Consider the following 13,740-nt stretch of genomic DNA (forward strand, 5'->3'; position numbering starts at 1 on the left):
CAGTGCTGCACAGAGAAGTGCCTTGCGGAGCCAGTACTGCAGGAGGGTTTCCCTCCGTAGGTATCTGGCGTCGGGTTCCCCGCGTTGTGGCAACTTCGGAGAGGGTCTCCCTCCGTAGGTATCTGGCGTCCGGCTCTGCCGACTTGTAAGCGCAAGGCGCAGGCTACGCGAACGCGCAGCGTCTCCGCAGGAGTTAGCACCTGGCGTGGGTTGGGGGGATCTTCCGGGGATCTTCAAAATATTAAAACGTTAACCGAACAGTATTGACTGCGGACTTATCTACCGCCTTCTACCAAAACCACTTGAACGGGGGACTCGCGAACGACCACCGCTACCAAAACTACTACCGCTAGGACTGCGTCTGACATTAGAATTACCAGAAGGTCTTAGGGTACTTCCACCAAAGCCGGAACCAGTCGAACGACTGCCCGTATTTGGAGTAGTCTGTCGTACGGTTGAAGAATTACCAGGATATGATCTTCTAATTGTGCCTGTGCTACGGAAAGAAGTACGGTTTCTCTCTACTGCTGGCGCTGCATTATAGCGGCTGCGATAACTACTAACCGCATCGCCATAGGTACTACCATAACCACCATAGCCAGTCAGGACTCCACCAGGCTGATATACAGGCGGTACATAATGTTGAGGTCTAAACAACATACTACCAATAGCCTGTCCGGCTATAGAACCAGCAACAGATCCGGCAAAGGGTGCCCAGAAGCTATTTTGTTGACGGACGACTACTGTTTCCTGTTGTCCGGTTTGGGGATTGGTTTTCGTCTCAGTAACGTTGTGGACGTAATCAATTTTGAAGTCTTCTGTTAAATATAAAGCTGGCTGTCCATTCTCTACTTTTAGATAACTTTTCTTTCCTTGCTTGATTTCATCATCCGTCAGCCGCGCCATTTGTAAATTTTGGCTTTTAAAACTTGGGGGCGTAGCGTTGAGTAAAAGCAACGTATACTCCCCGTCAGCATCGTTATAGTTAGCTTGCTGTACTGGATACTGACCATCATTCAGTTTGGTGGTTGCTGTCGTCGTTTGAGTTGTACTGCTTGCTTGAGGTGTAGCTTTATCTGACCCCCCGCCACCGCAGGCGACAGTTGTTACACACAAACTCAAGGCCAAAAAAACCGCTGTTAATTTACGCACGATTGTCATGAACATTTGACTCTCATCCTATCTCCGAGCTTAACAATTTCTTACTAGGGTGGTTGGTACGGACAACCCAACCAATTACAAAGGAATTAATTCCGGGAAATATTGCAATAGCTGGTCGTTGGTGAGTTCATCACCCAATCGAGCTGGTGAAAAATGCACCTGAATTGCCCGTAATTTATGTTTGTAGTGTAAGTTTATTAGAGCCTTAAAGCCTTCCTTAAGTGCCGTAATATTAGCCAAGTCAGTCTCTAGATCTGGGACTTCTCCTTCACAAGCGATTGTGATCATAATCACGACATTGCGCGTTACAGGAAGAGATAAAGGTTCATCTCTTCCCGAGTCAGAACTAAAATCTGGTTCACTGAGGTAACGTTGAGCGGAGTCTGTAAATAATTCATTCACATAGTCTCCCGCCTCTCCTTCACTCCAAAATACGTCGCCTTCATTAGCCGCAGAAAGCCAATATTCATCGTATTGCAGTAGGGTTTGGCAGATTTCTACCAATTCTTCTCCCAAAATTTCTATGTCACCATCGGCATCTATAGCTTCCCTGCCAGCACGATTTAAAACTCCTAAAATAGGTGCTACCTCAGACCCACTCAAATTTAGCATGATACGAGAGACCACATAACGGGTCTTACCTATCATCTTATTAAAGGTACTACGCATGTTTCTTCCTCCTTTTGAATGTTGTTAGCTGTTAATCACTAACCGCTCACTCATGACTTATATAATGTAATCCTTATCAGTTATCAGTTATCAGTTACCAGTTTTCACCCTATGGCTAACGCCACGCCTTACGGCCATCGGCGGCTTCGCCCTTCGGGAACGCCCGTCGCCTGGCTGTCGGGAAACCCTCCCGCAGCGCTGGACTCACTAGATGCCTAGTAGGTCGGGAAACCCTCATAATGCGCACTGGACTCACTGTTTACTGTTGACTGTTCACTGTTGAATGTTTGAAAGCTCCAGATTTATAGTTTTTGATCACCAAGGTGCAAAATATACATGATATAAAATCTCAAAATGACAAATAGATGAATATTGGTATTTTAGGACTTGGACTGATAGGTGGGTGCTTAGGTTTAGATTTGCGATCGCAAGGACATCATGTTTTAGGCGTTAGCCGACGAGAATCAACCTGTAAGCGAGCAGTAGCCCTTGGTAGCACAGATGAAGCGTCAGTTGACATCAGCCTGCTAGCAAAAGCCGAAGTGGTATTTATCTGTACACCCATAGGGCTTATTGTTCCCACATTAGAGCAGCTCATCCCCCATCTGGCTTCTCATACAATTGTCACTGATGTCGGTTCAGTTAAAACACCGATAGTTCAAGCAATAGCTCCCCTGTGGGAGAATTTTATCGGTGGACACCCAATGGCGGGAAGAACCGATAGTGGTATAGAAGCAGCTATCCCCAATTTATTTGAAAAAAAACCTTATGTCCTGACACCAACACAAACAACACCACCACATGCAATCACAATCGTAGAAAAAATTGTACATGAACTTGGAGCGACTCTCTATCATTGTTCTCCAGAAGAGCACGACCGAGCAGTCAGCTGGATTTCCCATTTGCCCGTGATGGTTAGTTCCTCGTTGATTGCAGCTTGTATGAGTGAAACCGACACGAATGTGCTGGAATTAGCCCAGAAGTTTGCTAGTTCTGGTTTTAAAGATACAAGTCGTGTTGGTGGCGGTAATCCAGAGTTAGGGCTGATGATGGCGCGGTACAATCGTGCCTGCTTGCTCAATTCACTCCAGCAATATCGTCACAATCTAGATGAATTGATTTATCTCGTTGAGCAGGAAGATTGGGTAGCTTTAGAACAACACATACAGTCTACTCAAAAGGCAAGACCGAAGTTTGTTGAGTAAGATTTAAAAAAGAATTCAGCAAGTCCTGATTCAGGAGTCAGAATCACTTACGCTCGCAATAAAAAAAATACTCATTAGAAGTCGCATAGAATTCATACTGAATTCTGGCTCCTGACTCCTGAGTTCTTTGTGTTAAAACACTATACTAAGATCTTGCACCAGCTTTTCCGTCCGCCAAGAAATAAATTTGTTGGCTCAAAGCTCAAGTAAGCTAAAGCTTACTCAATATACATTCCAGTCCGTTTTAACGGACTTTGATTATGAGCCTTGAACTAAAGTTCAAGGCGTACTTAGGGGAAGGTTCAAGTTCTGAGTATAGTTATTTTTAATTGAGAGACTGAATATGGTATTACAAACACAAAAGCGCCATTACACCCCACAAGAATATCTGGAATTAGAAGAGCGAGTCGAATACAGAAGTGAATATAGAGATGGAGAAATTATCCCAATCCCAGGGGGAACAACTAACCATAATAAAATAGCTGGAAATTTTTGTAGAAAATTCCCTTTAACAGTACAAGGACAAGCTTATGAAATATATATGACTGATGTAAAGGTATGGATACCTCGTTACCGTCTCTACACTTATCCTGATGTGATGGTTGTCAAAGGTGAACCTATATACGAAGGAACGAATATGACGACTATTACTAATCCCTTGTTAATTGTTGAAGTTTTATCAAATTCAACTAAAAATTATGACAAAACAGACAAGTTTAAATATTATCGTTCCATTGCTGAATTTCAAGAATATATTATGATTGACCAGTATAGTTTTTCTGTGGAACAATATGTGAAAAAAGCACAAGGAGAATGGACTTTTAAAGAGCATGAAGGGGAAGATGCCGTTTTAGTCCTAAATTCTATAGATTTTCAAATTAGCTATACTGATATTTATGCTCGGGTGAATTTTGAGTTGAGCGAGGAATAGTAGCATGGTTCCTGCTATTCGCCTTTTAAGCGTTCAAGAATATCATCGCATGGCGGAAATTGGAATTTTTCATCCAGAGGAACGAGTTGAGTTGATTGCAGGACAAATCATCCGAATCTCAGCGAAAGGAACTGCTCATGAATCAGCAATTACTAGAACAGAGAGATTATTTCGCCAACGTTTGGGTGAACAAGTTTTGCTAAGGCTTCAGTCACCTGTTCAACTTGATGATTACTCAGAACCAGAACCAGATATTGCGGTGGTTATGCCCAATCCGCTAGATTATGATGACCATCATCCAACTGCGTCTGAAGTCTTTCTGATGATTGAGATAGCCGATAGCAGTTTCAAATATGACCGAGAGGTCAAAGCTCCTGCTTATGCCCGATCTGGTATCGTAGATTATTGGGTTTTAGATGTAAATGCACGCAAGCTGCACGTATATCGCTTACCGAGTCAAAATGGTTATCAAAGTGAAGCAATCCTTACAGAAGATGTGACAATTTCACCGCTAGCGTTTCCTGAGTGCGTGATTGCAGTTCGGGAAATGTTGCGTCCTATTAGTAAATAGTACAAGCAGCACAGAGGGTACTGGAGGCGAGTAAGGTTCTTCGTCTTTTATAACTTTTTATCCAGACATCATATGGTATGAAGCTTACTGATTCTAAATTATCCAAAAAATCTAAAAAAAATTGCTCGCGCTTCGCGCTCAAAAGTGAAGAGAAAAGAATAAAGCGCAAAGTGCAAAAGGGCTAAGAGTGTAAAGGGCTAAGAAGTGCTGAGCCGCGCGACCACAACCCTAAAACCCACGTCGGGCAACGAGTGAGCATGGACGTTGCTGTTGCGGAACGCCGAGCGACAGACCCCCGGCTCGTAGAACCAGGAACCCGCACGCACCAGACGAGAATCATTATCATTATTACTCATCCAAGAGCTACCATCAGCCGGTGCTCCTTCGTAGCTACCATGCCAGGCATCTTGGCACCACTCCCATATATTACCATGCATATCATACAAACCAAAAGCATTTGATGGAAATTTTCCTACCTCTGTTGTTTGCTGACGATATTCACCCTTTGGTCCAGAACCATAAGTGTAGTTGCCGTTGTAGTTTGCTAAATCTGTGGTAATAGTTTCGCCAAAGTGGAAAGGGGTAGTTGTTCCCGCGCGACAAGCATATTCCCATTCTGCTTCACTGGGGAGACGATAGGGCTTTCCAGTTTTGTGAGACAAGCGATTGCAAAATTCAATTGCATCGTCCCATGACACACTCTCAACAGATCGATTAGCTCCTTTAAAGAAGGATGGATCTGGATCTAAATCTATGTTGACCTTAGCAAGACCGGCAACGGCTTTCCATTGAGCTTGCTTCACTGGAAACTTACTCATATGGAAAGGTTGAATGGTGACAGTGTGCTGTGGACTTTCACTAGCAAGGCGTTCTAGCTCATTCTCTGGAGAACCCATCAAAAACTGACCGCCAGGAATTGCCACCATCTCCAGCAAGGCATCATTGCCCAAGTCTTCTGTGAAAAATTCTGCTTGACCCCGATGACGGTTGATTTCGTAGGTTTTTCCTCTGTCTAAACTTGATTTGAGGATGATTGTGGCATACTCGAACTCAAACTGCTGAGTTTGAATATTAGTTTGAATAACTGAGGGAGATTTTGGCTGAGAAACTGGTGATGATTGAGTTTCAGGTCGTTTTCGTAATTCTGCTAGCTGCTTTTGTTGCTGAGTTCTTTCTTGCTCTTGCTGTAACCTCTCTGCTTCTTGTCGGTTATGTTCATATTCTGCTTGTTTCGGAGTAATGATCCGTTGTTCAATTGAGGCGATATCTTCATCGCGCAGTCCCAGATACTGCTGATATTCTTTGAAATCTTTTTGAGTTGTCTGGCTAAAGGGATATTCTTGATCAATTGCCTGAATCAATGCTTGCTCATATTCATCGCGCTTACGTTCATACTCCCGATAAGGTTGCAAAACTTCTTCTTCAATTGCAGCTGCTTCTGCTGGAGTTAATCCCCACTCATCCCGCTTTCCGTCTAAAATTCTACGAGCAAAGACAGAAAACTCGTGACCTTCCTTAGCCCGAATTTCTACTTCCTTACGATATTTCACCTTAGGATCATCCTTTGGTGATTTTGCCAGCAAAATTTTATGACCTTCCTCAATTGGGTAAAACTTGGGAGTCATTGCTGGTGCTGCTTCTTTTACCTTGCTGCTAGCATACTCGTGCAGTTCATCAATCGAAATCCAACCATCGCCATCGCGATCCGCTGCACCTTTTTCCATACCTTCGACCAAGTAGCGGGTGTATATGGAGAGGTCTGAACCTTCTTGTTCAAATGAGTATTGGGTGGATGTCGAAGAGGTGAGGATTGCCCGTCCTTTACCGCCTAGCTGTTCCTGTAAATTTACACTACCATCATCTTTGACCGTTAGTCCTTTGGCGATCGCCCCGCTAAAGCAACGTCTAAAATAATCACCTGTCTTTGGGAACGGCTCTCATTCATATTTTCGTGCAGAACACTCGCTGCTACTGCTGAAGCCTTGAACAACCTGTTATTCTGTTTACGAGTGGTAGAAGTTGAGAGGTAAAGCTTGCCGTACTCATCTTTAATCCCGTGACCAGAAAAATAAAATAATAACAAGTCTTCTTTCTGGCGATCGGCAAACAGATTCTCAATAGCATATTGCATTTCCTGACCTTGGGGATTTTTCAGGACTGTAATATCTACCTCAGCAAAATTTCCTATTTCTGGGTGTATCAGTACTCGTCGCATTGCATCAACATCTTTCACCGCACCCGGTAACGGATTTAGTCCGGGTTGATACTCGCTCACCCCTATCAGCAATGCTAGCTTCCCCATCTTTGCCTACCTACGTCCCCACAAATTTCTGCGTTGTCTCGACTGTTACTACCAATTCTATTGTGACTGTTAAGTAAGTTTTCGTTTGAGTGCCTTACTATTGCTTCGACTTTTTATTTATGATCATCGATGAAATAACATACAAATCACTCGTTTGACCTCACCCCGCCTTTAACTATCGTTAAAGTCTCCCCTCTCCTTAGTAAGGCTATCCATTACCCGGATCTTTCTTAACAATCCCACAACTACTACAGGGATGGAGTTTTAGAAATAGACAAGCATAGGTGAACTTGACAAAATGACACTTGTTGTGAGGAAGAGGAAGAAGATGACAGCAGGCGATCGCGCGAAGGCGCACGCTGCGCGAACGTTAACAAAAGAGGAAATTTTGACAATTGGAGTGAAGCAATTTCCAGGTAGTAGCGATATCGTGTAATCGCCGCATTCCCCGCCAAATTGTCTTAACTCCCGGCTCACCATCACCAATACGTCCTAAAAAGCCACCGAGAGTTGCGATCATTCGCACAGCTTCTCGTAAAGATGGCGGCGTTTGTGGAGGATGTGGTGTTCTGTCAATCGTGGCACAAAGAGACTGCCATTCATCTGATTGCAAAACTATCTCACACGACTGGTTTGGATTCATCCGAGCCTCATAAGTTAACCACAACAAACGCCAAGCGACAATGGAATAAGTAGCCAAGGCCATTTCAATGCGACGGGCTGTTTCGAGTTGGAGTTTTTCAATCCCGCAGCCGCTTTTAAGGGTATAGTGATAACGTTCAATCAACCAGCGATAAGTGTACCAACGTACACAGCGCACTGCATCATCAAAGCCAGCTACTTCTATTGTGGTCAGTAATAACCAACTGATAGGCGTAACTCCTTGTGGTGGGTTTTCTTCTTCTGCCAAGACTACCTGCAAACCTATAGGTTTCAGTTCTGAACGTTTGAGATGATGCAGTGGCACTTGAATCTCTAATGTGATAAAGCGTAGTGTCAGCGTTGCTTTTCGGGTTTCACGTTCTGGATGACGCTGTAATTCTATTGTGATTGTGCCACACGGTTGCATACTGTGGATGGCTTGATGTAAGTATTTGGTTTCATGGTCAACTCGTCGGTTATGAGTGGCACGAATCAAAAAATCCGAATTTTCTGTTCGCGGCATAGCAAACAAATCGTAGATGTCTCCTTCCCGGTCGGTAATGGTGACTACTTGAATGTCTTGTGGTATCACCTGTTGTGTGACTGTGGCGGCATCTAACCAGCGTTGACTCTCTTTGTCTTTCGTTTCACGTTGCCGACGCTGTTTGGCTATGCCAATAGTTTCTTTTTCTCTTGCCCATACTTGTTGGTCAATCACTCCTAATGGTACTCCCTGTGTACTAGTTACAAAAGTTGAATGCACTTTTAAACCCAGAAGTGATGAATGATCTGTTGGACCTAGACCAATGGTAGCTGGATGAGCAGTGAAATCTAAGTCTGTGGTGTCTTGAATCGCTAAGACAGTATTATGTTGCTTAATTGTTTCTATCGTGCTTACTCTATGGGCTATGCGGATATCTTGCGGGTGAAAATAGCGTGAGTTCCAAAAATCATACACCGCTGTTGTTGCTGCTACATTCCCCGATGCTTGCGGCACACTCTCTCCTGGTTGTGACGCCAGGTCTTCAACTATTTTTACTAAGCGCTTTTTGCGCCGCGAGTCTCCAAGTTGCACGTGTTGCAGTTCCAATGAAGCCCATTTTTCCATCATTCACCCCTAGAATTAGCGATCGCCTGCTCCATTCATTCCCTCAAAACTATACCGAGCAATGCCTTGGCTTATTTTTAAGTCATCTGTATTTTTGTTAAGAAATATCCGGCTAATCGGCACCACAATAAGTCTCCCTTTGTCAAGTTCACATATGCTTGTCTATTTATAAAACTCAATCCCTGTAATAGTTGTGGGATTGTTAAGAAAGATCCGGGTAATGGATAGCCTTAAAGGAGAGGGGAGGTTTTGGCGCAAGACAAAACCGGGGTGAGGTCGAATCAACGTGGAATTAAGGCTTAAACGTTAAGTTGACACGTATGAGCAGTGCTGTGCCCTTACCATTAGGTAATGATCAAAGCATATGGCTTCCATTGTTATCGTAAAGAACAATGATTTCACATTCGCTTTGGAATTCGGAATATGAGTCAAGGGGAATGAAAAGTTCTACTCCAGGTACAAGTACAATGACATCTGGATTAGCATCGTAAATGATTTGCCAATGAATGCGATCGCCATAAAATTTTTCAGCAATCTTCGGTAGCGTATCACTATCTTCTACGGTGTAAAACATAACGTTTTCGTTTAATTAGTTATAAGTGTAGTAAATAGAAGGAAATAACTTCATAACCTTTCTTCTAACTCTATATAATTGTAAGTGGTCTAAACTTACGCACTCTTAAAGAATTGTGTCATGGTGGTTGGCACAGAATTCAAGGAAGACAAGTATTTACACTCATGACTTCCAAGCGCCTTATGCTCTGACCCAAGGAGTCGGTAGTATTGAAACCAAAAATTGTTTTGCACCCTTGTCCTGCCCATGATGCTTACAATAAGAGGTAAACAGAAAAGCTGTTTAAAAAAACCTGAATTTTTTATTACTTAATTTATTACTTAATTTATTACTTAGTTTATAAATTGCAATATATATGAGTCAAGCACCATCTCAAAATGAAAGCCGCGAGATGCTGAAGTGGCTAAACCACAACCGCCAGATGTTATTGGATTTATATCGAAATCAATATGTTGCTTACAACGCTAATGGCTTAATTGCTCACAGTGAAAACTTACGTGAAGTGTTAGAGTTAGCAGAGGCTTCAAAGCAACTCTTTGCGATTTACTTAGTTCTCCGCCGTACTGCTTCTATCCAAATTTTGCCAATTCGCTTTCGTAACGTTTGAACGTGTTTTAAGATTATGACAGATGAGCAACAACAGGATTTAAAATCTACTTCTACTCAAGAACCAACAACATCACAGAAAATAGAAGAAAAAGCTTCTTTTCAAGAAAAGACACAACGCATTACAGCTTGGAGTAACTTTATTAAGTCAATAACTCCTTTTATATGGGCTGTTGTCATTATCATTGTGATTATTCCCTTACTAGGCAAAGCTTTAATAACAAATTCATCTCCTGCTAAACTAGGAGATTCAGGTAAGAGTCCTAGTCAAGAAGTTCATGTAGTCGTCCCACAAATACCCAAAGATATCGATCAAGCAGTCGTTACTGCGCTTGAGAATGCACATTCTCAAGCAGAGAGTTTTGCTTCAGAACAATTAGATAATTGGGTTGATGAATTGATGACTCGTGTTGATGAAAGCTTCCTCAGTTGGTATTTTAATTACTTTAATCAAAAGAAGATGGAGTTGAGTACTCCTTTTACATGGTTATATTCAACCGTTACTCATTTTACGAATAAAAACAAACCATCTCCAGGACAAGCAGTAGCCGAAAAATTGACTGAAGATTTTCAAATAGAATTTGCTAAGCGTGTCCTGAGACCAAAAATTGCACAGCTTGAATTGGAGAAAATTACAACAGATAGTATAAATTTGTATCTTGCAGAATTGAGTCAAAATATTTCTAATATCCAGAGCAGTTACAATATTCCTCAGGGAGACTGGGAGCGTTATCTTGGTGATATTGCAGTGACTATCAATGATATGGAAGGAAATCTTTCTAATTTATCATTGAAGGTTTTGACTGGTGGAAGTACTTACCTACTTGCGAAAGCAATGATTCCAACAGTGACAAAGGTAGGAAGTAAAATTGCTGTATCTTTTGCGGGTAAAGCTGGTGCAAAAATGGCAGCAAAGACTGGTGGTGTCGTGGCTGGAAAAATTGGAGCACAGTTATTAGACCCAATTGTAGGTATAGGTATCATCATTTGGGATGTTTGGGATTATAATCATACGGTGGCGGTTGAAAAACCAAGATTACGAGAAGCTATTTACGATTATTTGAAACAAGTCAAATTTTCTCTACTAGAAAACCCGGAAAATGGCATCATGGTAGCGATTAATCAAGTAGAGAGTGGCATTCTCAAGTCAATTAAAATATCTGCCCAATAAATTGAACATTTGACAAGACTTATTTTTAAGAACAGGCTGATTTTTTCTCTTTTGAATAATCAATAATTATTTTTTTATCCATCACTGCCAACAGAACCGATAAATCTGGGGAAATTCTTTCTGTTAAGTTTAGCTGTTGAGTCGCAATCTCAAAAGTTTTTCCTTGCAGTATTTGATAACCAATTTCCATAACTTCAGACCAAGTCACCTCACTTTCAAGATAAGCTTTCGCCATAGTCATTAGTAGTTCTTGATATTGATTTCCCTCAGTTTTTGTCATCATTGTGTGGGGAATTTCAAACATTTTATCAAAGCTGTAATACCAAGATTTTGGCTGTTGTTCAATTGTCGCTTTAGAAAAACATTGCAATTCACAGTGATTGATAGCTGGATCGTTTTCACTAGAAATAATGAACATCGGCACTGCTAAATTCGTTTTGACTCTATCAATAATTTCTTGGCCCATTTCTAAAAAAATCCGCAGTGCTGGAATGCGGAAGCCTTCATAGCCAAAATTACCTGTATTATCTTTATTCAGCCATTCATAATAAACTGGGAGAACTTCCACAACAAAATTTATGATTGCATTATTACCACTTATGTAAGGAGCAAATAACAAAGCTTTTTCAATTGATTGGGGATGTTCCAAGGCTAAAGTTGCTGCTAAATTTCCACCTGTGGATATTCCACCGACTATCACTTGCTCTCCTAAATTTTGTGCCACCTTCAACCAATAAAGTGCAAACTCTTGGTAAATTTCGCGTTCCATTGGTAGAGGAGGGGGATTGTCTCCATTCCAATCTCCAGCGACTCCATGACCTGGTTGTAAGGGTACTAAAACATTGTAACCAGCATCAAAGAGTTTTTTTCCTATTGGTTCAAACTGGTAGGGGCCAGCAGTAAATCCGTGGAAAAAAAGGCAAACTTTTGAAGTAGCACGTGGATGGAGAAAAATTTTTGAGCGGCAAGCATCATTTCTTATTGGTAGAGTTTCCTCTACTGATTTGACTTCTTGAAAGATGCCTGCTTTTGTTGTGCAATAGTCAGATATATTTGACATGTTTTATACAGATTTAAGTTATTATTTTTGTCGGGAAAAACTCCAGTTCACTTGAATATGCTACCAGACCTATAACTTTTCAAAAAGAAACTAAATCGTCTATGGTAACACTGTAAAGTCATCATTTTGTGTCTAAAAAGTCACTGTCATTACTTTGTTTATTATACGTGGAGAACACAAGGCGAGAAAAAAGAAGGTAGCAATGGTATTCTATGCTGTTAGCTCTAGCACGTTAAACTAGGTCTGATAACAGCCACTCTGTAAACATATGAGGCTTTTATGGCAGCTGATCTGCAACAGATTGCTTATTATTTAGACAACCTTGGTTGGGACTACCGTATCGATCCAGAAGAAGGCCGTATTATCACAGGTGTAGAAAGTGATAATGTTGAAGATTTCCTGATTGTTGTCCAGCTGGACGAGGAGGGAAAATATTTCCGGCTATTTGCCCCCCAAGTGTTATCAGGGGTGAGCGATCACCCTCACAAAGCAGCTATTCTTCAAACAATGCTGTATATTTCCTGGGAAACCAAAATGCTGCAATGGGAGTATGATCCATCAGATGGGGAAATCCGTGCGATAATTGAGTTTCCCCTGGAAGACTCGATTCTGACAGAAAAACAATTTAACCGTTGTTTACATGGGTTAGTTCAGCTTGTAGATTCTGTGGCCATACCCCGTCTGATGGCAGTGATGGAAACGGGTCATGACCCGGGTAATGTAGAACTTGGTGAGAGAATTCTACTCAGCATTCAGGAACAGTCTCCTGGATTGCTAGATCTCTTAGAAAAGGCGATGGAAGCTCGTAAAAAACGAGGAAGTTTTCCTAGCGAATGAGTCGGATCGCCAGTGAAATCGCTATACTCCAAAGTGATACCCTCAATATACTGAAGTTTTCTAGGGCTGGATATTATGACATCCTATGTAACCTCCTCTGCTAAAGCAGAAATGAGTGAACTACGGCGGTTAAAGGGCTTATTACCACCGGAATTGCAAAGTTGGGTCACGGTTGAAGGTACAACTGAGGTTAATCCACCGATGATCCGCTGCGAAGAAATTGGCAAAGACCAAGTCGAAGTTCAAATCGATTTGGCAAAATGGGATTCACTGGCGATGGATCAGCGCAATTTACTATTTTGGCACGAAGTAGCCCGCATTCAAAATGATACTATTCCCAAAGATGGTTGGGAAATGGCGGCGTTGGCGATTGGTTTGGGCGGCGCTGTCGGTGAGTTGTGGGTACAGGATGGATTGTTGCTAGTATTAGCTTTGGGTTTGTGCGGAGTTTCCGGCTGGCGACTTTATCAAAAGAATAGTGGCGAAAAGCAATTCAAAGAATTAGTTGATGCGGACGAGAAAGCGATCGCCTTAGCAACTCGCTTCGGTTACACTCTCCCTAATGCCTACAAAAGTCTGGGTAGCGCCTTGAAAACCCTTATTGACACCACACCCAGCAAGCGCCTGCGTTCTAGATACGAAGCACGGCTGTCTGCCCTTAAGCGTAGTGCCAATAAGGCAAAATCAAAATCTAGGAATATCGATGAGGGCGAAATTTAACAGTCATCAGTTATCAGTTATCAGTTACCAGTTATCAAAAAGAAATACGGATTCGTTTCTTTTGTTAACCCTTCGGGTGTGCGCAGAGCGCACGCCTTACGGCGAACGCCAGATGCCTCTGTCGGGAAACCCTCTCCGTTTGCGTAGCGCCCCCTATGCCTGCGGCACGGCTACGCCTATCGG

The 13,740-nt window shown here is 42.2% G+C and carries 14 protein-coding genes; 7 read left to right on the forward strand and 7 right to left on the reverse strand.

Annotation, left to right across the window (positions count from 1 at the left end; all coding sequences use genetic code 11):
• Positions 1 to 279: 279 nt before the first annotated feature.
• Together AC5590_RS05540 and AC5590_RS05545 are read right to left on the reverse strand one after the other, a co-directional pair.
• Positions 280 to 1,167 (reverse strand): hypothetical protein, encoded by an 888-nt coding sequence (locus tag AC5590_RS05540; RefSeq protein WP_169268302.1) that lies wholly within the window; start codon positions 1,165 to 1,167, stop codon positions 280 to 282.
• A 69-nt stretch (positions 1,168 to 1,236) separates the two neighbouring features.
• The gene (locus AC5590_RS05545; RefSeq protein ID WP_169268303.1) at positions 1,237 to 1,830 is read right to left on the reverse strand and encodes a DUF1517 domain-containing protein; all 594 of its coding nucleotides are present in this window, start codon (positions 1,828 to 1,830) and stop codon (positions 1,237 to 1,239) included.
• Between the two features lie 365 nt (positions 1,831 to 2,195).
• On the opposite strand from AC5590_RS05545, the gene AC5590_RS05550 reads away from it, so the two are divergent.
• From AC5590_RS05550 to AC5590_RS05560, 3 genes are all read left to right on the forward strand, one after another.
• Complete coding sequence (locus tag AC5590_RS05550; RefSeq protein ID WP_169268304.1) at positions 2,196 to 3,035, forward strand: prephenate/arogenate dehydrogenase; 840 nt, start codon at positions 2,196 to 2,198, stop codon at positions 3,033 to 3,035.
• A gap of 343 nt (positions 3,036 to 3,378) precedes the next feature.
• On the forward strand, positions 3,379 to 3,966 hold the full coding sequence (locus tag AC5590_RS05555) for a Uma2 family endonuclease (RefSeq protein ID WP_169268305.1): 588 nt from the start codon (positions 3,379 to 3,381) through the stop codon (positions 3,964 to 3,966).
• 4 nt (positions 3,967 to 3,970) lie between these two features.
• Positions 3,971 to 4,537, forward strand: coding sequence for a Uma2 family endonuclease (locus AC5590_RS05560; protein ID WP_169268306.1), 567 nt, complete (start codon positions 3,971 to 3,973; stop codon positions 4,535 to 4,537).
• A gap of 197 nt (positions 4,538 to 4,734) precedes the next feature.
• Here AC5590_RS05560 and AC5590_RS05565 read toward each other — a convergent pair whose 3' ends face one another.
• The 4 genes from AC5590_RS05565 to AC5590_RS05580 form a co-directional block, all read right to left on the reverse strand.
• Positions 4,735 to 6,261: a formylglycine-generating enzyme family protein gene (locus AC5590_RS05565; protein WP_348982767.1), complete on the reverse strand. Its 1,527-nt coding sequence runs from the start codon at positions 6,259 to 6,261 to the stop codon at positions 4,735 to 4,737.
• 146 nt (positions 6,262 to 6,407) lie between these two features.
• Positions 6,408 to 6,839, reverse strand: coding sequence for a caspase family protein (locus AC5590_RS05570; RefSeq protein WP_318562938.1), 432 nt, complete (start codon positions 6,837 to 6,839; stop codon positions 6,408 to 6,410).
• 370 nt (positions 6,840 to 7,209) lie between these two features.
• Complete coding sequence (locus AC5590_RS05575; RefSeq protein ID WP_169268310.1) at positions 7,210 to 8,589, reverse strand: IS4 family transposase; 1,380 nt, start codon at positions 8,587 to 8,589, stop codon at positions 7,210 to 7,212.
• Positions 8,590 to 8,944: 355 nt separating this feature from the next.
• A complete protein-coding gene (locus AC5590_RS05580) occupies positions 8,945 to 9,163 on the reverse strand; it encodes a LysM peptidoglycan-binding domain-containing protein (protein ID WP_169268307.1) in 219 nt (72 codons plus the stop codon).
• Between the two features lie 355 nt (positions 9,164 to 9,518).
• Between AC5590_RS05580 and AC5590_RS05585 the strand changes: the two genes are divergently transcribed.
• Together AC5590_RS05585 and AC5590_RS05590 are read left to right on the forward strand one after the other, a co-directional pair.
• On the forward strand, positions 9,519 to 9,770 hold the full coding sequence (locus AC5590_RS05585) for a DUF5678 domain-containing protein (protein WP_169268308.1): 252 nt from the start codon (positions 9,519 to 9,521) through the stop codon (positions 9,768 to 9,770).
• Between the two features lie 15 nt (positions 9,771 to 9,785).
• On the forward strand, positions 9,786 to 10,940 hold the full coding sequence (locus AC5590_RS05590) for a hypothetical protein (RefSeq protein ID WP_211178729.1): 1,155 nt from the start codon (positions 9,786 to 9,788) through the stop codon (positions 10,938 to 10,940).
• Positions 10,941 to 10,965: 25 nt separating this feature from the next.
• Here AC5590_RS05590 and AC5590_RS05595 read toward each other — a convergent pair whose 3' ends face one another.
• Complete coding sequence (locus AC5590_RS05595) at positions 10,966 to 12,000, reverse strand: alpha/beta hydrolase (RefSeq protein WP_211178730.1); 1,035 nt, start codon at positions 11,998 to 12,000, stop codon at positions 10,966 to 10,968.
• 279 nt (positions 12,001 to 12,279) lie between these two features.
• Here AC5590_RS05595 and AC5590_RS05600 point away from each other — a divergent pair, with 279 nt between their 5' ends.
• Positions 12,280 to 12,837: a type III secretion system chaperone family protein gene (locus tag AC5590_RS05600; RefSeq protein WP_169268309.1), complete on the forward strand. Its 558-nt coding sequence runs from the start codon at positions 12,280 to 12,282 to the stop codon at positions 12,835 to 12,837.
• Positions 12,838 to 12,912: 75 nt separating this feature from the next.
• Positions 12,913 to 13,557 (forward strand): DUF3318 domain-containing protein, encoded by a 645-nt coding sequence (locus AC5590_RS05605; protein WP_169153842.1) that lies wholly within the window; start codon positions 12,913 to 12,915, stop codon positions 13,555 to 13,557.
• Positions 13,558 to 13,740 lie beyond the last annotated feature (183 nt).

Source organism: Brasilonema octagenarum UFV-OR1 (genome assembly GCF_963888615.1).
GTDB classification, from domain to species: Bacteria; Cyanobacteriota; Cyanobacteriia; order Cyanobacteriales; family Nostocaceae; genus Brasilonema; species Brasilonema sennae.